The following is an 18,594-nucleotide window of genomic DNA, read 5'->3' as shown; positions in this document are numbered from 1 at the left end:
TTACCTTGGGCAAAGGATCAGGCGCCGCGGCGCCAGCTATGATAACGGGCCAGCAGGGCCAGCACCCGGGTGGGCTGGTGGGCCCGCTTCCACTCACCGGCCAGGTACTTGTTCCCCTCCATCAGGGTGGGATAAGCGTGTATGGTGGCGAGGATCTTGCCAAGCCCCAGCCGGTGGCGCATGGCGAGCACAAATTCGGCGATCCGCTCGCCGGCGTGAGTGCCCACTATGGTGGCACCCAGGATCTGGTCCTTGCCGGGCACGGTCAGCACCTCGATAAAGCCGTGGCGCTCCCCGTCGGCGATGGCGCGATCCAGCTCGGCCAGCGCGAAACGGGTCGTCTCGAAGGGGATACCCTCGGCTTCGGCCTCCTTGCGGTTGAGGCCGACCCGGGCGATTTCCGGCGTGGTGTAGGTGGCCGCCGGGATCACCCTGTAGTCCGCCTTGAACTGCTTGAACTGGCCGAAAAGGGCATTGACGGCGGCATACCAGGCCTGATGGGCGGCAAAATGGGTGAGCTGGTAGGGGCCGGCCACGTCCCCCACCGCCAAAATGCTGGGGTAGTTGGTGGCGAGAAAGCCATCGACGGCAACCGTGCCGCGCGGCGCCAGCTCCACACCCAGCTCTTCGAGCCCGAAGCCGCTCACATTGGCAACGCGGCCCAGCGCCAGCAGCAGCTGATCCCCTTCAATGATTTGCGTCTCGTCGCCCCGGCGCAGTTGCAGCCGGATGGGCAGGGCGTTTTGCGTTTCCGCTGATTGCGGCTGCGGGTCTGATGCCTGCGGCAGATAGTCGACCCGCTCGGCGCGCCAGCCGGTGAGCACTGTGACACAGTCACGGGTCAGTTGGGATTGCAGCGCGTCGGCCACCTCCCGCTCTTCGCGCGGCAGCAGTTGATCGGCCAGTTCCACCAAGGTGACCGGCACGCCGAGCAGGGCAAGGCTCTGGGCCAGCTCGCAGCCGATGGGGCCGCCGCCAAGCACCAACAGGCGGCGCGGCGGGGTACGCAGCTGCCAGAGGTTGTCCGAGGTGAGATAAGGCACGTCGGCCAGTCCCAGCAGATCCGGCACCCAGGGTCTGGCGCCGGTGGCGAGCACTATATGGCGGCTGGCAAGGCGCCGGCCGTTCACCTCCAGCTCCCAGGGGGAGACCAGTGTTGCCTCCCCGGCGATGCACTCCACCCCCAGTCCTTGATAGCGTTCCATCGAGTCGTGCGGTTCGACCTCCTTTACCACCCTGGCGACCCGTTCCATCACGGCGGCAAAGTCGGCGCGGGCCTGACTCGGACTGAAGCCCAGCTCGCTTGCCCTGCGTTGCTCGGCGGCAAAGCGGGCGCTTCGGATCAGAGCCTTGGAGGGGACGCAGCCGCTGTTGAGGCAATCTCCCCCCATCTTGTGCTTCTCGATCAGCGCCACCTTGGCCTTCACCGCCGCGGCGATATAGCTGGTGACCAGACCGCCGGCGCCGGCCCCGATCACCAGCAGGTTGTAGTCATAACGGGCGGGTTTTCGATAGGGGGCATGGAGGCGGTGCAGGGCAAGCTGTTGCATGGCGCGCCTGATCAAGAAGGGCATCAGCCCCAGCAGGGTCAGCGCCACCATCAGACCGGGGGAGAGGATATTGCCAGTGCTGGTGAGGGTCGCAAGTTCGCTGCCCGCCAGCACGTAGACGAAGGTGCCGGGCAGCATGCCGAGCTGGCTCACCCAGTAGTAGGTACTGACTCTGATGGGGGTGAGCCCCATCAGCAGGTTGACCAGAAAGAAGGGGAAGAGGGGGATGAGGCGCAGGCTCAGCAGGTAGAAGGTGCCGTCCTTCTCCATCCCGGCCTGGAAGGTGGCCAGCTTGTCGCCAAAGCGGGTCCTGACCCAGTCGCGCAGCAGGAAGCGGGCGCTGAGAAAGGCCAGGGTGGCGCCCAGGGTGCTGGCAAAGGAGACCAGCAGCAGCCCCCAGCCGATCCCGAATATTGCGCTGCCGCCCAGGGTCAACAGGCTGGCGCCGGGCAGGGAGAGAGCCGTGCTCACCACATAGAGGACCACGAACAGCAGGCAGGCGGTGACAAAATGGGTGTCGACCCGTTGTGCCAGGGCATCCTGATGGGCCTGCAGCTGGGCCAGGTTCAGGTAGCGGCCGAGATCGAATGCGAAGAAGGCGCCGATGAGGCACCCCATCACCAGCAGGAGCAGCAGGCGGGCCCGTGTCATCAGGCGTCCTTGCCGGGTTGCTGATCGGGGGCCGCGGCGGGGCGCTCGGGTTGCACCGGCAGCTGGCAGAAGCCCTGGGGGGCTATGTCGAGGGCCGCATTGAACTTGGCTGACATGTTCTGGAAGGCGATGAGGCCGGTCAGCTCCACCATGGCATCGTCGTCGAACCAGGGCTTGAGGCGCGCAGCCTGTGCGTCGCTCACCCCATCCAGGCCTGTCATGGCTTCTGTGTAGTCGAGCACCGCCTTTTCCCGCTCATCGAACAGGGGGCTGCTGCGCCAGTGGGCCAGCGCCTCCACCTTGGTGCTGGAGCCGGCCCGTTTGATGAGGGTCATGGCGTTGATGTCGACGCAGAAGCGGCACCAGTTGAGCTGGGAGACCCGCACAGTCACCAGGGAGCGCAGCACGGGATCGATGGGCGAGCGCTTGCGGTTGATGACGCCGTAGAGGGTGGCCACGGCGGCAAACAGCCGTGGCGAGCGGCCCCAGCATTTGCCCGGGATCAGCACCTGGCCGTAGTTGCGTTTCTGCAGCCAGAAAAAGGGGCGGATGAACCAGGCATATTCCCGATCGGGCTTGACCTCGACGCGCATTGATTACCTTCTATTGCTTCAAATGGGGTTTGTAGGCCTGACCGAGCCGCTCGTTGAGGCGAGTCAGAAAGTCCTCGATCCGCGCCCGGTTGGTGCCCAGATCGCTGCGCCCCTGGCGGGAGGCCGATCGCATGTCGATGCGGGTATCTTTCGGGCCGGCAAAGACTCGCAGCGCCACGTCATCCTGAAAACCGAACCAGCCGGTGGTGGCCACCGCATCCAGGCCATCCTGGCTCGGTCGCACCTGCCAGCCCAGCTCCTCCATCAGCTCGTTCGCCTCGGTGATCACCTCGATCGGAGAGGCGCTGGTATAGAGAGGACCGGGTTTGCTCTCGAATGCTTTCAAGGGGGCCGCATTGATGGGCAGATCCTGCGCCGTTCTCAGCTCGGCGGCCCAGCGCAGGGGCGGCGGGTTATAGGGATCCGTGCTGATGTCGTTGAGCGGCGGCATGCGCAGTGCCTGCACCAGCAACAGCAGGGGCAGCAGCAGCGGGGTTATCCCCCACAGGCTCGGGACCTTGCGCCGGCTCCAGGGCAGGCGGACCAGCAACAGGAGCGATATCAGCGCACCGAGCAGACAGATGGCGAACCCCAGCCACCAGGGCCAGAGGTGAAGGCGGCTGCCGAGGGCGCCAGCGAGGGGCAGCAACCAGGCCAGCAGGGGCCACCACAAATAACTGGGCATAACGGGGATCCACTGGTTATGATGGACAAGTGCCCAGAAGGATAAACTTAATTGACTGATAACGTTAGTAAATTTATCTCAATCCTGCTGCTTTTCCCAAGCGCTTCGCTGTGGGCAGATACAGCAATGCTGGCGGCAGGGGACATGTGGCGCGCCGAGATCGTCTATGAGGCCGTGCCCGGGGTGACGCGGGTTGAACCCGGCTATGTCATCCCCTTGCCCGAGGGGACCGCGCCTGCACAGGGGGCGGCGCGCCGCCAGGCGGTGCGCATCGATTACGATCCGGCCCTGGTGGGTTATGGTGATCTGCTCAATGTCTTCTGGCAGCTGGTGGATGGGCACGATGGTGGCGGGCAATATTGCAATCGCGGTCAGGAATTTGTCCCGGCCCTGCTGCCCAGGGATGACTATCAGTGGCGTCTGGCCCAGGTGAGCCTGACGCGCTGGCAGGCGCTGCATGGCCGCGCGAGCCGGGTATCGCTCTGGCCGGATAGCCGCTTCACGCCGGCACCCGAGATGGAGGACTGGGCGCAGCGCCATCCCTGGCGCTTTGGCTTTTATGCCCGCCGTTGCGGCGGCTGGCCGGTGACATTGACACCCGAGCCCTGAGCCATCAGTTGCGGTAGAGCACCTTGATGAGGTGAAAGCCGAACTTGGTGCGTATCGGGCCGAGCACGGTCAGCAGTTCGCCCTTGAACACGGCATCGTCAAACGGCTTGACCATGTCGCCCTTCGAAAACTCCCCCAGATCCCCCGAACGTTTGGACGAGGCACAGGTGGAAAAACGCTTGGCCATCTGACCAAAGTCGGCCCCCTTGGCAAGTTTCTCCTTGATCTCCAGACACTGCTTCTCTGTCTTGACCAGGATGTGCTGGGCACAGGCTTTCTTCATGATGTTGGCGCTCCTCGGCGGCGGGCAAATCGGGGCGCAAGATTACTCCAATTCCCGCCGCGCGTCAGCCGTCATGCAGGGATTAACTGCGGGCACGGGCGCCGAGGCGGGCCCTTGGACGCGATTGCCACAGGATCTCCAGCCCCAGCAGGGCATGCAGGCTCCAGATGGCCAAGGGGTTGAGCCAGTCGCCCCCCAGTTGCAGGGTGGCCAGGGCGCAGCCCGCCAGCAAGAGGGTGATGCCCGGCAGACGCCAGTGCGCCGGCAGGGGCGCCAGCATGGCCATGCCCAGCAGTATGGCGAGCCCGAACGGCAGATTGAGGGCGGTAAAGGCCAGTGCCTGCTGGCCGTTCATGCCGGTCAGCAGGGCTAGCAGGGCGCTGCAACAGGCGAGAAAGGTGATGAACTCGAGTCGGTCGGCAATGTAGTCAGCCATCTGTTCGCTGCGTGCATGCATGATGTGTCTCCTTCGGTTGAGAGCGTCGGGGGCAACGGGCCCCTGGACTCATGACGCCGGTGCGGGCGATGCGTTTTCTTTGGTAGATGAACCCAGTGTGGGCGAGACGAGCGGCGGGGGGCAGCGGGATAAATCGATTGAGGCGAACGAGGCTTTGATTATTCAGATTCAACCAGTTGATTTTTATCATCTAAATCAGCTTTTGATCGAAGAGGAAGGCAGGGACTCAGGGGGCAGGTAGCGGGCCGGCCGTCGTCATCTTGACCAGTTGCCGACAGTTGATGTCGCGTCGGCGAGGGGGCGTTGGCGCAAGGGGGAGGCGAGACGAACCGCCGTTTGTGATGCCTGTCATGGCCTGATGGCTGAGGAATGGCCCTTTTTTACCCACAATGGCATAAGTCTGTGGGGCAGGCGGGAGGAAAGTGAGCAAGCAGAGTGGCAAAGGCTTCAATAATAGGGTGAATTTCGATGCCGCTCCGCTCTGATGTTGCGCCGGGGATATGCTAGGATGAGGCGCGCTTGCCATCGAGTGAGCCTCATATTCATTCTAAATATTGCATTATTTTAATCATGTTCTTCGGGGAAATTGACGTTTGACAGGATGCAATCCGCCCCTGCCTGCAGGGATCTCATCGCCCGGACGGGTTTTCCGTCGTGGGCTCCGCGCGCTGGGCCTGAGCCTCTGTCTGCTGCTGTTCGTCACGCCGGCCATGGCGGCCAAACTCACCTATCAGATCAAGGGTCTGAGAGGGGAGACCAAGGATAACGTCGAAGCCTATCTCAATGCGCTGCCTGTCTATCAGGAGCGCCAATACCGGCCGGCCCGCGCCAAGATCACCGAGAGCGTGCAAAAAGCCCTGCAGGTCTATGGCTACTACCAGCCCAAGATCACCCTGAGCCGCGACAAAAAAGCCCCCGCCAGGGTGGTGGTCGAGGTGGACGCGGGCAAGCCCGTCATCATCTCCCGCCTCGACATACTGCTGGAAGGGGACGCGGGCAGCGACGAGATCTACAGCGAGCTGCTGGACAAGCTGCCCCTGAAGGAGGGGGATCCCCTCAACCACGGCAAATACGAATCCATCAAGGCGGATCTCGGCAGCCTGGGGCTGGCCCGCGGCTATTTCGACGCCAAGATCAGCAAGAGTCAGGTCAAGGTGTTCCCGGATCAGGGCACGGCCGAGATCTACATACTGTTTCGCTCCGGCCCCCGCTATCACTTCGGCGAGATCCACTACGACGCCACGCCGGAGGCGCTGCGCCTCATTCGGCCGCTCATCAACATCAAGAGCGGCGACCCCTATCTGGCGATCCGGCTGGCCGAGATGTCGCAGGATGTCTCCTCCACCAAGCTGTTCAAGCAGGTGGATATCAAGCCCATGATCAGCCAGGCCGAGGGCAACCGTGTGCCGGTGCAGGTGACCCTCTCCAACCGGGTCGACCACGAGATAGAGACGGGTATCGGCTATGCCACCGACGTGGGCCCGCGCATGAGCGCCACCTGGGAGAAGCCCTGGGTCAACCGTTATGGCCATCGCCTCAACGCCACCGCCAAGGTCTCGCAGCCCGAGGCCGAGCTGAGCTTTGACTACCAGATCCCGGTGGGCAACCCGCTGCGTGATTACTACTCGCTGCAGGCGGGTTATCAATACAAGGACAACAACGATACCCGCTCCGACCTGACCACCGTCAGCGTGCACCGCTGGAAGCGGCGGCCGGAGAGCTGGGACAGGGACGTCTTCATCCGGCTCGAGAACGAGATCTATACCCAGGGTGCCGACGAGGGGAACAGCCTGCTGTTGATCCCCGGTGTCTCCTGGTCGCGGCTGCGGGTGCGTGGCGGTCTGGTGCCTGACTGGGGCGATCGCCAGCAGCTGACCCTGGAGTTTTCCGATCCCTACTGGGGCTCCGACATCAGCTTCGTGCGGGTGTGGGGGCGCAGCAAGTGGCTGCGCACCCTGGGCGATGATCACCGCTTCCTGCTGCGGGCCGAGCAGGGCGCCATCATAGGGGACAGCTTCTCGCTGGTGCCGCCGTCACTGCGCTTCTTCACCGGCGGTGACCAGACGGTGCGTGGCTATGGCTACGAGACCATATCGCCGCGCGGCAGCGACGGCAAGCTGCTGGGGGGCCGTTACGTGAGCGTCGCCAGTGCCGAATACAACTACCGCTTCAGCGACAAATGGCTCGGCGCCCTGTTCGTGGATGGCGGGACTGCCACGGTCGACTACAGCGAGGCCTGGAAGATAGGCACGGGTATCGGCGTGCGCTGGGTCACCCCCATAGGTCAGGTCAGGCTCGATCTGGCGGTGGGCATTTCCGAGGAAGACAAGCCGCTGCGGCTCCATTTCGCGCTGGGGCCTGAATTATGATCCGGTTTGAACTCACTCATCCTCTCTGTTCTCTTTCCTGGCCGCTGCGGCTGCATGTTTCGCGGGGGTCTGCGCTGTGATCTGGGTAAAACGCATTTTTCTCTGGCTGATGGGGCTCATCTTCCTGCTGCTCATCGGCGTCAGCCTGCTGGGTTTCACCCATCAGGGCAACAAGTGGCTGTGGCTGCAGGCCAGGGCCGCTCTGCCTTCCCTCAAGGGGGAGCTGGTGGCGGGCCAACTCGGTTATGGCTGGACCCTGGAAGGGGTAGGCTGGCAGGACGAGCTGGTGGATGTCACTGTCGATCGCGCCGTGCTGGACTGGGATCTGGGCAAGTTGCTGCAGGGCAAGCTCTGGATCAAATCCCTGACGGTCACCCACCCCGTGGTCAAGGTCGCCGAGTCCGAGCCTGTGGCGGAAGAGCCGTCAGAGCCCTTCGTCTGGCATCCGCTGCCCCTCAGGATCCAGGTCGACAGCCTCAAGGTGGCGGATCTGGATCTGGCGGTGCCCGGCGTCGGCGTGACTCTCAAGTCCCTCGACATAGGCGCTACCCTCAGTCGCAAGGGGCTCATAGTGCGCGGGCCCGTGCTGGACGGTCTGAACGTCACTCTGGCCGAGACGCCGCCTGCCGATGCCGCCAAGCCTGCTGCCGGCAAGGCAACCATCAAAGACAAGGCTGCGGCCAAGGCGCCTGTCACCGCCAAGGCGAAGCCGGCGGATGAGAGCAAGGCGCAGAAGGCAATCAAGGCGGCGCCCATCGAGCTGCCCGCCATCCGGCTGCCTTTCCCCATTCAGCTGGAAGGCCTGACGGCGACCCGCTTTCGCTATCAGCAAGGGGAGCTGATCGAAGGGCTCGACACCCTGCTGCTGTCGGCCAGTGCCAAAGAGGAGCGCATCGAGGTGCGCGAGCTCTCCCTGCGCCATGCCATGGCGGATCTGGCGCTCAAGGGCCATGTTCGGCTGACCGCGGACTATCCGCTCGAGTTGACCCTGGATGCCAAGGCCCGCAAGGGGCTGCTCGATGGCGAACTCAAAGGGCAGCAGGCGACCCTGACCCTGGGTGGTTCGGTAGGCAAGCTGGCGCTGGCGCTGCAAGCCAAGGGGCCTGTGGCCGCCAACCTCAAGGGGTCATTGGCCGCCCTCAACCCTGACTTGCCGTTTGACCTGGGGCTGGAGTGGAAGCGCCTCGGCTGGCCGCTGCACCAGCCAACCAAGGATGAGCCCAGCTATCAGCTGGACAAGGGCAGCCTGACCGCCAAGGGCAAGCTCTCCGGCTATCAGTTTGCCTTGAATACCGCCGGCAAGGGCACGGACGTGCCCCCCTTCAAGCTGGCGTTGACGGGCAAGGGGGATCTGGAACAACTGAACCAGATAAACCTGCTGCTCAACGCCCTGAAAGGGGAGCTCAAGCTCGATGGCAAGCTGGCCTGGAACCAGGGAGTGCGCTGGCAGGGCACCACCGAATTCAAGGGGATCAATCCGGCCGAGCTGGTGCCCGAGCTCAAGGGTTCCCTGGCGGGAAAGATTGCCAGCCGTTTCGAACTCAATGAAGCCGGCCATTGGCAACTGCAACTGCCCGAGCTGAAGGTGGACGGCAAGCTCAACCAGTATCCGCTGGCCATCAAGGGCAGCCTCGGCGGCAACGACAAGATGGAGTGGACCATCCCCGCGCTGGCGCTGCAAAGCGGTCCCAACCAGTTGCAGGCCAAGGGCAGCCTCAGCCAGCAGGCCTGGAAGCTGGATGCGGATATCGATGCCCCCAATCTGGCCGGGCTCTACCCCGGCCTGAAGGGGGACATCAAGGGGCAGGTGCGCCTCACCGGCAATCAGCAGGCGCCCAGGGTCACCACTGAACTGGCCGCCAGCCGGCTCTACTATGCGGGCACGGATCTGAAAGGGATCGCCATCAAGGGTAATGCCCTGGTCGGCGACAAGCCGGCCGGCGAGCTGGCGCTGACGGTGGCGAGCCTGGCACAGGGGGCCAACGCGCTCAGCCAGCTGGCCCTAAACCTGAGCGGTGACCTCAATCAGCATGTCTTGTCGCTGACCATGAAGGGCGATCCTGTGGCGGCCAACCTCAACCTGAGCGGTGGCCTGCGCGGGAATCGCTGGCGCGGCGCCTTGTCGGAACTCAAGCTGAAGACGCCGCTGCGCCGTTGGGAGCTGACCGCCCCCTGGGCGCTCGACCTCGATCTGCCGCGCCAGCGGCTGACCATGGGGGATCTCTGCCTGGGATCCCAGGGGGCCAGCCTCTGCATCAAGGGCAGCCAGGTGTCGGCCCAGCAGGGCAGCCTCGAATTTGCCCTGAGCGGCTTCGATCTCAAGCGCCTGCGCCCCTGGCTGCCGGAGAACTTCCGCTGGCTGGCGGTGCTCTCCGCCGATGGCCGGGCCAGCTGGCGAGGCAACCAGCCGACCCTGCACGCCACAGTGCGTACCACGCCGGGCACCCTGGTCGCCGATGAGCTCAAGACCGATTACCAGCGTCTCGAACTTGGGGTCGATTTTGAGCGCCAGCAGGCGGCGATCCGGCTCGATTTCGTCTCCAAACAGATAGGTACTATCGATACCGATCTGCTGATCAAGGATCCATCCGGCCGTGGCCAGCTGTCGGGTCAGCTCAAATTTGACGACCTCAAACTGACCACCTTCGCCCCGCTCATCCCCGAGGTGCGCTCCCTGCAGGGGATCATCTCCGCCGATGCCCGCTTCGATGGCACCCTGGCCGCCCCCTTGCTGTTTGGTCAGCTCAACCTGCTGGATGGGGAGGTGCAGACCCATTCCGACATGGTGACCCTCTCCAAGCTGGTGACCCGACTCAAGATCGAGGGCAACCGGGCCGAGCTCGACGGTACCATGCTGGTGGGCAAGGGCCCGCTGGCGCTGGGGGGCTGGCTGAGCTGGGCCAGGATGCCGGTCAGCGGCAGCCTCACCATTCAGGGCAAGGAGCTGGAGGCCCAGTATCCTGGCATGGGACGAGTGCGGGTCTCCCCCGACATCGCCATCTCGCTGGGAGAGGAGACCCTGATCACGGGTCAGGTCGACATTCCCTGGGCGCGGATCCTGGTCAAGAGCCTGCCCGAGAGTGCGGTGGCCGTCTCCGACGACGTGACTGTGGTCTATGACGATCTGCCGCCACTGCCGAAGACGGCGCCGTTGCCGATGGCGATCAAACTGGCGATCCGGCTCGGTGACGATGTGCGGCTGGAGGCCATGGGCCTCAAGACCAAGGTGGGGGGGGGCATCAACATCCGCCAGGAGCCGTCCCGGCCGCTCGCGGGCAACGGACAGCTGGTGCTCAACGATGGCCGCTTCAAGGCCTATGGCCAGAACCTCATCATCAAGGATGGTCGGATCCTCTTCTCCGGTCCCCTCGATCAGCCCTTCCTCAACATAGAGGCGTATCGGGATCCCGATACCATAGAGGACAAGGTGACGGTCGGGGTGCGGGTGACGGGACCTGCCAGCAAGCCCAAGATCACCGTCTACTCGGAGCCGCAGATGGCCCAGTCCGAGCAGCTCTCCTATCTGCTGCGCGGCAAGGGGCTGCAGACCAGTGGCGAGGATGGCGGTTTCAACGGTCTGCTGGTGGCCGGTGCCGTCAGCCAGGCCAACGGCGTTGTCTCCAGCCTGGGGGAATCCCTTGGCATGAGCGATGTGGCGCTCGATACTGCCGGCAGCGGTGACAATACCCAGGTGACCCTGTCGGCCTATCTGCTGCCCGGCTTGCAGTTCCAGTACGGGGTCGGGGTGTTCAGCCCCATCGCCGAGTTCAAGCTGCGCTACGAGCTGATGCCTAGACTCTACCTGCAGGCCATGAGCGGGGTGGCCCAGGCGGTGGACATCTTCTATCGCTTCACCCTGTAGGGCAGCTGAATGCAAAACGGGAGGCCCAGGCCTCCCGTTTTTTATGCGCGTTGTTGAGTGCGGCCCAGGCCGGTCGCGGTTGGCCAGAAATGCGAAAACCCGGCGCAGGCCGGGTTATCTGAAGGGTGGTGGAGGGAGAAGGATTCGAACCTTCGAAGGCAGAGCCGTCAGATTTACAGTCTGATCCCTTTGGCCGCTCGGGAACCCCTCCACGGGGTATTACCAATTTTTACCCACGACTCGCGCCGCGATTGCACTTGAAATGGTGGAGGGAGAAGGATTCGAACCTTCGAAGGCAGAGCCGTCAGATTTACAGTCTGATCCCTTTGGCCGCTCGGGAACCCCTCCACAAGTGCGAGGCGCATACTAACAGATCTTCCGCTGTTGTGAACCCCTTGGCGGGATTTTTCCTGCTCACAGGATCCGATTTGCGGCCGATAAGTGATGAAACCACCATTTCCAAGAGTTATCTCATGCTACCCAGCGCAATACGTGATCAGCTGTTGGTTGACGAGGCCCAACTGGGGCAACGTCTCAACCGGGATCTCCAGCACGGCGACAGGGCTGATTTTCGTCTGCACCTGGCCCTGCTGACCGACGCTGTGGAGGAGCAGCCCTGGTTCGATCCGGCGGCCGTGTCCAGACCGGATCCCCAGGACTGGCGCGGCCGCTTTGAGCTGTCGGCGGTGGCCCCCCTGCAAGGGGGGGAGGACGATGGGGAGGGCGTGCGACTCAACGAACGGTTGCAGCAGGGAGGCTCCATGGTGGATGTGAGGCTCTGGCTGGCACTGCGCTCGCCGCCCTTGCTCGGCCCGCAGCCGGCGCTGGATCCCGCCGTGTATGACAACCTCTCGCCCTTGGCTCGCGAGCGTTGGCAACGCAAGCTGGTGGATCAACCAAGGCGTGACGATCCGCTGCTCATGCTGCCCATACTGGATGCGCTGCAACAGGAGGTGGATGCTCGCCTGCACTGGTTAAGCTGAGACGGGGCAAGGAGGGGGCATCGACTGGCGGCAACGTCAGGATGCAAAAAGGCGGGAAGATCCCGCCTTGGCATTTGATTCGTGTGATGTGTGGCAGATTATGCGTCGGCTTCATCCGCTTGGGGTACGACGTCCTTGGCACTCGCGGCCGCACGACGGGCCATGGGCTTCTCGATGTGGCGGTTGAGCTGACGTTCCAGCTTTTGCCCCAGTTCGGTGATAGCGGCGTACATATCCTCGTGTTCTGCTTGGGCAAACAGTTTGCCGTTGGGGATGCCAGCACTGGCTTCAACGATAAACATCAGACGCTCTTTGGAGACAATCACATGGGGTGTGATAAGAGGCACCTGAAGACGTTCGAGCTTTTCAAAGCGGGATTCAATGCGCTCGCGGATAGCCGGGGTGATGTCGATGATTTTGCTGGTAATTTCGATTTTCATATTGGCCCCCTTCGGGTCGTCTTGCTTGTGTCTTCACCTTCAGATTACTCATGGCGGAATATTGAAATGTGATCTGCGTCACGAAATGAATCCTTTACTATCACGCGACTTATAAATTGTGATCTTTTCCCGTTCTGCGCCAAAAAGCGCTTGAGCTCCATGAAACTGGCAGGCAGTATGGGGAAACTTGGATCGTTTCTGTCCCCTCTTGGCAGCGCCGCATGTCGACCTCATGTCCGGTTTTCACCGCATAGTCTCGCCTCTTTCGCACTCCTCACGTATCGCCCTATGCCCTTAGTGCGAGAGGGGGTTGTGGGCTCTATCAAGTTGTCAGGGTAGTGAACGTGGTTGTCGTGGTGTTGGAGTAGTAGATGAAACAGCAGGCCACTCAGATGATGTGGTTTTATGATCGGCAACATGAGCAGTGGAGCCTGTCCGATCATGCCTCTTACCAGCTATGGCAAGGGGAGGGGCCACACCCCTGGGCCGGTCAGCTGGCCGTGGACGATGAACCCGGCTTCTCTGATTTTCTCTCCAGACTCTACCACTCACGCCAGCCAGCCCAGTTCATCGGTCACCTGATGGACGAGAATGGCGAGGTGCGCCATGTGCTCTGGAGCGGCCAGTACGTCTCTGCCCAGCAGGTATGCTGTGGCTGGCTGGCCCCGCTGGATACCACCCGCAGCACGCCGCTGCCCGCCGAGCTGTCCCAGCAACTGCCCCTGTTGCAAGATCCTCTGCTGGCCCAGCTGGCCCAGGCGCTCTCCGCTAGAACCGGGCTCGACTTTTTCGATACCCTGATCAACCAGCTCGCCCATATTCTGGTCGCGGATGCGGTCTGGCTGGCGGAGCGCACCAGCAGCGATCGCCTCAAGGTATTGGCCTGTCACGGGATCGACCTCAAGGAGTACGAACTCGCCGGCATGCCCTGCCAGCAGGTCTATCGGCGTGGTGAGGCCTGCGTGGTCACCATCGAGGCCGATTACCAGCTCAATCCGCAGTTGAAAGCGGGGCAGCGTTATTACGCCCAGCCGCTGTTCGACCGACACGGCCAGATCCTGGGTCATCTGGCGCTGCTCTTCTCCAGCGAGATAGAGATCCCCAACCTGGGCTCAGTGCTGACCATTTTCTCCGTGCGCATGGTGGCCGAGCTGGAGCGGTTGCAGAGCGATGCCCAGTTGCGGCTCTCAGCGGTGGCCTTCGAAACCCATGAAGGCATCATCATCACGGATCCCGACTTCAAGATATTGCGGGTTAACCATGCCTTCAGCCAGATCACCGGCTTTGACAGCCAGCGGGTGATAGGCCTGCATCTTGGCAATGATCTCTGGTCAGGACTGGGGGGGCTTGGCTATGAGCTCAACACCCTGAGCCGCTGGCAGGGAGAGACTCTGCGCCTGCACGTCGATGGTCACATCTATCCCCAGTGGGAAATCGTCACGCCCGTGCAGGATGACAAGGGGGTGATCAGCCACTTCGTCATCTGTTTCGAAGACATCTCCGAGCGCAAGGAGGCCGAGCGCCGCATCCAGGATCTCGCCTACTACGACGAGCTGACCGGCCTGCCCAACCGCCGCCAGCTGCACGAGACCCTGGCGCAGGCATTCAGCGAGGCGAGCCGCGACAACCTGATCGGGGCCCTGCTGTTCATCGATCTGGATCACTTCAAGACCATCAACGACTCCCTGGGTCACGCCACCGGCGACTGGCTGCTCAAGGAGGTGGCCACTCGTCTCAAACGGCTGGTGCGCCAGGGGGATTGCCTGGCGAGGCTGGGTGGCGACGAATTCGTGCTGCTGCTGCCTTCGCTGTCGGCCAGTCCGCCCCAGGCGGAGATGCAGGCCGACCTCATCGCCGAGCGGCTCATCAGCGAGATCGCCGCCCCCTACACCCATGGCGGGCAGGTGCTGCACATAGGCGCCAGCGTCGGCATTACCCTCTTCCCCGGCCGTGAGCAGGGGGTGGACGATCTGCTCAAGCAGGCGGATACCGCCATGTATCAGGCCAAATCGGCGGGCCGCAAGACCCGGCGCTTCTTCGATGCCTCCATGCAGCAGCAGGCGGATCGTCGGCTGCTCATTCACAACGAGCTGCGCAATGCCTTGAGCCAGCAGGAGTTGACCCTCTACTACCAGCCGCAGCACATGGTGGAAGGGGGGGACATCATAGGGGTCGAGGCGCTGATCCGCTGGCAACCGCCGGGGCGGGCACTGGTCTCGCCGGCCGAGTTCATTCCCATCGCCGAGGAGACGGATCTCATCGTCGACATCGGCAACTGGGTGCTGCACGAGGCGTGTGCCCAATATGTGCTGTGGGAAGAGAACGGCATCCACATCCCCCAGCTGTCGGTCAATGTCAGTGCCAAGCAGTTCCATGCCACCGATTTTGTCGAGCGCATTCACGACGTGCTGGCCGCCACCGGCATGGATCCCGCCTGCCTGAATCTGGAGATCACCGAATCCGTGGTGCTCGGCCATGCGGAAGACACCATCAGCAAGATGAGCGAGCTCAAGGTGCTCGGCATCAGTTTCGCCATCGATGATTTCGGCGCCGGTTACTCCTCCCTGAGCTACCTCAAGCGGCTGCCGGCCGATGAGCTCAAGATAGATCGCTCCTTCATCCAGGACATTCCCAAGGATGGCGACAACATGGCCATCGTCGAGGCGGTGATCGCCATGGCGCGCCACATGGGCTTCAACGTGACGGCGGAGGGGGTGGAGTCACGCCAGCAGCTGGAGTTTCTGAAGGCACAGGGCTGCCATTTCTATCAGGGCTACCTGGCCTCCAAGCCGCTGCCCGTCCCTTATCTGGAGCGTTATGTCAAACGTCTTGCCCGCCCTGATGCCGCCGTTTCAGGCGCGAAAAATAGTGTGGTGAGCGAGCTGTAGCCCTGGGCGTTAACGGGTAGAATGAGGGGATACAAGACCACCGCCAGCGGGCGGTGGCATTGCCTCTCAAGGGAGAAGTCTTTCGTGAAAGCCGTGCAGGGAATCATTTTATCGGCGCTGTGCGTACCAGGGCTGCTGGCGCAAGTCGCGGCGCAAACCACGGAGCAGTCTCTCTATCGACAGGCCTATGATGCGGTTCGTGCTGACGATCAGGCCCGTTTCCAGCAAATTCGTGCCCGTTTGACCCATTATCCGCTGCTGCCCTATCTGGATTACTACCAGCTGGCCTTCCGGCCCGGAGCGGCAGAGTATGACGACGTGACCCGTTTCATCCGACAGCACGGTGACACGCCGCAATCCAACCGGCTGGAACGCAGCTACCTCACCTATCTGGCCCAGAGCCAGCAGTGGTCCCAGTTCCTGCGCTTCTACCCGGCCAAGCCGAGTTCCACCGATCTGCTCTGCATGCACTATCAGGCGCGCTACTACACGGGGCAGCAGACGCAGGCCTTGCAGGAGGCGGGCAAGCTCTGGCTCAGCGGCCAGTCTCGTCCCGATGCCTGCACCCCCTTGTTCCAGCTCTGGCAGCAGGCCGGTTTGCGCACCCAGGATAAGATCTGGACCCGCATGACCCTGGCGTTTGAAGCTGAGAACCCGAATCTGATCCGCCATCTCGGTGCCCAGCTTGGCAGCGGCATGCAGCCTTATGGCGATCAGATGGTCGCCCTGTTCGAGCAGCCCGCCAAGGCGATGAACCCGGCCTATTTTTCCACCGCCGCCCCCTCAAAGCGACTGTTGCTGCTGGGCCTGGCCCGTTATGCCAATCAGCAGCCCGAATCCGTGCTGGGCCAATTGCCCGCGATGCGCACGCGCTTCGGGCTGACCCCCACAGAGCTCAAACCGGTGGAGCGAGCCGTGGCGCGCCGTCTGCTGCTGGATCGTGCCACTGCCCAGCGCGGCTGGGTGGATGCCACAGTGGTGCGGCTGGTCGATCCGGATCTGCTGGAGCTGCGGGCCCGGCTCGCCATCTGGGAGCAGGACTGGCGCGGGCTCTCCGGCTGGGTCAAGCGCATGCCCATCGCCCTGCAGAAGGAGGATCGCTGGCGTTACTGGCTGGCCCGCTCGCTGGAGGTGCAGGGTCAGAAGAAACCTGCGCGGGATCTCTATCTGGAAACCGCCAACTTGCGCGGCTTCTACGGCTTCATGGCGGCGCAACGCAGCGGCGTGCCCTATCGAATGAAGAACCAGAGTGCGGTGAAGCGGGTGCCGGACTGGCGCACCGCCAGCGCCCGTTGGCCCTTCCTGCTGCGGGTGCGTGAACTGCTCGACATGAACGAGATCACGGCGGCGCGTTCTGAGTGGATCCACAACATGGATCGCAACCCCGTGGCCCAGCGCATCGAGTTTGGCCACATAGCCCTCAATCAGGGCTGGCATGAGCTGGCGATCCTGGCCAGCATCCGGGCCGAGGCCTGGGATGCGCTCGACCTGCGCTTCCCGTTGCCGCTCAAGCGCACCTTCTCCCAGATGGCGCAGGAGCGGACCATGAATACCAGCCTGCTCTACGCCATCTCCCGCCAGGAGAGCGCCCTCTATCCGCTGGCGCAATCGCCGGTCGGGGCGCGCGGTCTGATGCAACTGATGCCGGCCACCGCCAGGGAGACCGCCAGCAAGCTGGGGGTGCCCTATCGCAACGAGGAGCAGTTGTTCGATCCCGCCATGAACATCCGCCTCGGCAGCGCCTATCTCAAGCGGCTGCTGGATGTGTATGACGGCAACCGCATCCTGGCCGCCGCGGCCTACAATGCCGGGCCTGGCCGGGTCAAACGCTGGCGCGATCAGAGTGCGGACAAGCCGATGGATGTCTGGGTCGAGAGCATCCCCTACAAGGAGACGCGCAACTATGTGCAGAACGTGTTGTCGTTCGATCTCATCTATCAGCACAAGCTGCAGCAGCCGCTGCGTTTCATGTCCGATCGCGAGCTGAGTCACGCTTATTGAGACGGCAGCCGCCCCGGCGGCTGCCAGATTCCCTTTCCTTCCCCAAAATGGTTATTATCCCATAAGGTTTTGTTACAAAAGGAAACCTGTCAGGTGATCGGGCGCCACGTCTTGGTCTGACAGGTTCGATATAATCGCTCGATCAACACAGACAGGCTTCCCCAACAAAGGAATTGATAGTGGCAACGATTAAAGACGTTTCTCGGTTGGCTAATGTGTCCATTTCAACTGTGTCGCGGGTGATCAACAACACGGCTCAGGTGGCACCAGAAAAGCGTGAGGCCGTATTGGCGGCCATGAAGGAACTGAATTTTCGTCCCAACAGTTTTGCCCAGGCACTGGTCAGCAAGCGCTCCAACTGCATCGGCGTGCTGGTGGGGGACCTGTGTGGTGGCCCCTTCTTCGCCCAGATGATGCGCGGCATCGAGACCATGGTCGACAAGGCGGACAAGTTCACCATCGTCATGTCCGGCAACCACGATGCGGTGCGCGAGCGTCACGCCATCCAGGCGCTGCTGCAGCGTCAGTGCGATGCGCTGATCCTGCACAGCAAGGCGCTGCCCGACGAGGAGTTGAGCGAGCTGGTGGCCGGCAATACCCCCATCGTCTTCATCAACCGCCAGGTGCCGGGTGCCGAGGATCGTTGTGTCTGGCTGGACAACCAGGCCGGCATCACCACCGCCTGCCAGCATCTGCTGGATGCGGGTCACCGCAAGATCGCCTTCGTGACCTCTGATGATGAAGAGTTCGTCGATGGTCAGCAGCGGATGGCGGGTTACCGTCACGCCTTGCAACGGGCGGGCATCGAGCTGGATCCCGCCTTGATTGGTCGTGCCTTCGCCGATGAGAATGGCGGTTATGTGGCCATGGGTGAGCTGCTGGAGCGGGGCGTCGAATTTACCGCCGTGCTCGGTTTCAACGATGCCATGGTGGCGGGGGCCATCTCCTGCCTGCTGGAGCGCGGCTACAAGATACCGCAGCAGATCTCTGTGGTGGGTTTCGATGACATACCCTATGCCCGCTACATCTATCCCAAGCTCACTACTGTGCGCTATCCCATCGAGGAGATGGGGGGGCGGGCGGCCGAGCTGGCCCTGCGCCTGCTGGATCACAAGCCGGTCGACGGGCTGGCGCTCAAGTTCGAAGCCGAGCTGGTCAGACGCGAATCCGTCGCCTGACGAGACAGAATTGGCCCTGAATGGGCCAATTCTTCGTCGATGCGC

The 18,594-nt window shown here is 62.8% G+C and carries 13 protein-coding genes and 2 tRNA genes; 7 read left to right on the top strand and 8 right to left on the bottom strand.

The window, feature by feature from the left end:
* Positions 1-17 precede the first annotated feature (17 nt).
* The 3 genes from AACQ95_RS08215 to AACQ95_RS08205 are packed head-to-tail and all read right to left on the bottom strand — an operon-like array spanning position 18 to position 3,479.
* Positions 18-2,201, bottom strand: coding sequence for an FAD-dependent oxidoreductase (locus AACQ95_RS08215; RefSeq protein ID WP_241278285.1), 2,184 nt, complete (start codon positions 2,199-2,201; stop codon positions 18-20).
* A complete protein-coding gene (locus AACQ95_RS08210; RefSeq protein ID WP_241278284.1) occupies positions 2,201-2,794 on the bottom strand; it encodes a carboxymuconolactone decarboxylase family protein in 594 nt (197 codons plus the stop codon). The genes AACQ95_RS08215 and AACQ95_RS08210 overlap by 1 nt, the downstream gene beginning before the upstream one ends.
* Before the next feature lie 10 nt (positions 2,795-2,804).
* Positions 2,805-3,479, bottom strand: coding sequence for a DUF1499 domain-containing protein (locus tag AACQ95_RS08205; protein WP_241278283.1), 675 nt, complete (start codon positions 3,477-3,479; stop codon positions 2,805-2,807).
* Positions 3,480-3,530: 51 nt separating this feature from the next.
* Between AACQ95_RS08205 and AACQ95_RS08200 the strand changes: the two genes are divergently transcribed.
* Positions 3,531-4,088 carry a peptide-methionine (S)-S-oxide reductase gene (locus tag AACQ95_RS08200; RefSeq protein WP_241278282.1) on the top strand — a complete coding sequence of 186 codons (558 nt, stop codon included), beginning with the start codon at positions 3,531-3,533 and terminating at the stop codon, positions 4,086-4,088.
* 4 nt (positions 4,089-4,092) lie between these two features.
* Here AACQ95_RS08200 and AACQ95_RS08195 read toward each other — a convergent pair whose 3' ends face one another.
* Together AACQ95_RS08195 and AACQ95_RS08190 are read right to left on the bottom strand one after the other, a co-directional pair.
* Positions 4,093-4,371 (bottom strand): peptidylprolyl isomerase, encoded by a 279-nt coding sequence (locus AACQ95_RS08195; RefSeq protein ID WP_043138524.1) that lies wholly within the window; start codon positions 4,369-4,371, stop codon positions 4,093-4,095.
* 82 nt (positions 4,372-4,453) lie between these two features.
* Complete coding sequence (locus tag AACQ95_RS08190) at positions 4,454-4,828, bottom strand: hypothetical protein (RefSeq protein WP_042872451.1); 375 nt, start codon at positions 4,826-4,828, stop codon at positions 4,454-4,456.
* Positions 4,829-5,421: 593 nt separating this feature from the next.
* Between AACQ95_RS08190 and tamA the strand changes: the two genes are divergently transcribed.
* Both tamA and tamB read left to right on the top strand, forming a co-directional pair.
* Positions 5,422-7,197, top strand: coding sequence for an autotransporter assembly complex protein TamA (gene tamA / locus AACQ95_RS08185; RefSeq protein ID WP_241278281.1), 1,776 nt, complete (start codon positions 5,422-5,424; stop codon positions 7,195-7,197).
* 76 nt (positions 7,198-7,273) lie between these two features.
* A complete protein-coding gene (gene tamB / locus AACQ95_RS08180; protein ID WP_241278280.1) occupies positions 7,274-11,059 on the top strand; it encodes an autotransporter assembly complex protein TamB in 3,786 nt (1,261 codons plus the stop codon).
* Positions 11,060-11,185: 126 nt separating this feature from the next.
* On the opposite strand, the gene AACQ95_RS08175 is transcribed toward tamB, so the two are convergent.
* Together AACQ95_RS08175 and AACQ95_RS08170 are read right to left on the bottom strand one after the other, a co-directional pair.
* Positions 11,186-11,270: transfer RNA gene (locus tag AACQ95_RS08175), tRNA-Tyr, on the bottom strand.
* Positions 11,271-11,322: 52 nt separating this feature from the next.
* Positions 11,323-11,407 (bottom strand) — tRNA-Tyr (locus AACQ95_RS08170).
* Between the two features lie 125 nt (positions 11,408-11,532).
* On the opposite strand from AACQ95_RS08170, the gene AACQ95_RS08165 reads away from it, so the two are divergent.
* Entirely contained in the window at positions 11,533-12,042 is a 510-nt protein-coding gene (locus AACQ95_RS08165; RefSeq protein WP_241278279.1) for a VC2046/SO_2500 family protein, read from the top strand.
* A 98-nt stretch (positions 12,043-12,140) separates the two neighbouring features.
* Here the strand turns inward: AACQ95_RS08165 and hpf are convergent, their stop codons facing one another.
* Entirely contained in the window at positions 12,141-12,482 is a 342-nt protein-coding gene (hpf, locus tag AACQ95_RS08160; RefSeq protein WP_043138515.1) for a ribosome hibernation-promoting factor, HPF/YfiA family, read from the bottom strand.
* A 371-nt stretch (positions 12,483-12,853) separates the two neighbouring features.
* Here hpf and AACQ95_RS08155 point away from each other — a divergent pair, with 371 nt between their 5' ends.
* The 3 genes from AACQ95_RS08155 (at position 12,854) to AACQ95_RS08145 (ending at position 18,549) form a co-directional block, all read left to right on the top strand.
* Positions 12,854-15,370, top strand: coding sequence for a putative bifunctional diguanylate cyclase/phosphodiesterase (locus AACQ95_RS08155; protein ID WP_241278278.1), 2,517 nt, complete (start codon positions 12,854-12,856; stop codon positions 15,368-15,370).
* An 84-nt stretch (positions 15,371-15,454) separates the two neighbouring features.
* On the top strand, positions 15,455-17,371 hold the full coding sequence (locus AACQ95_RS08150) for a transglycosylase SLT domain-containing protein (RefSeq protein ID WP_241278277.1): 1,917 nt from the start codon (positions 15,455-15,457) through the stop codon (positions 17,369-17,371).
* Positions 17,372-17,550: 179 nt separating this feature from the next.
* Positions 17,551-18,549 carry a LacI family DNA-binding transcriptional regulator gene (locus tag AACQ95_RS08145; RefSeq protein ID WP_043557209.1) on the top strand — a complete coding sequence of 333 codons (999 nt, stop codon included), beginning with the start codon at positions 17,551-17,553 and terminating at the stop codon, positions 18,547-18,549.
* Positions 18,550-18,594 lie beyond the last annotated feature (45 nt).

The organism is Aeromonas sp. MR19 (genome assembly GCF_963899305.1).
GTDB lineage: Bacteria > Pseudomonadota > Gammaproteobacteria > Enterobacterales > Aeromonadaceae > Aeromonas > Aeromonas bestiarum.
Note: the sequence above shows the minus strand (reverse complement) of the source record. Positions and strands in the feature narration are given on the sequence as shown.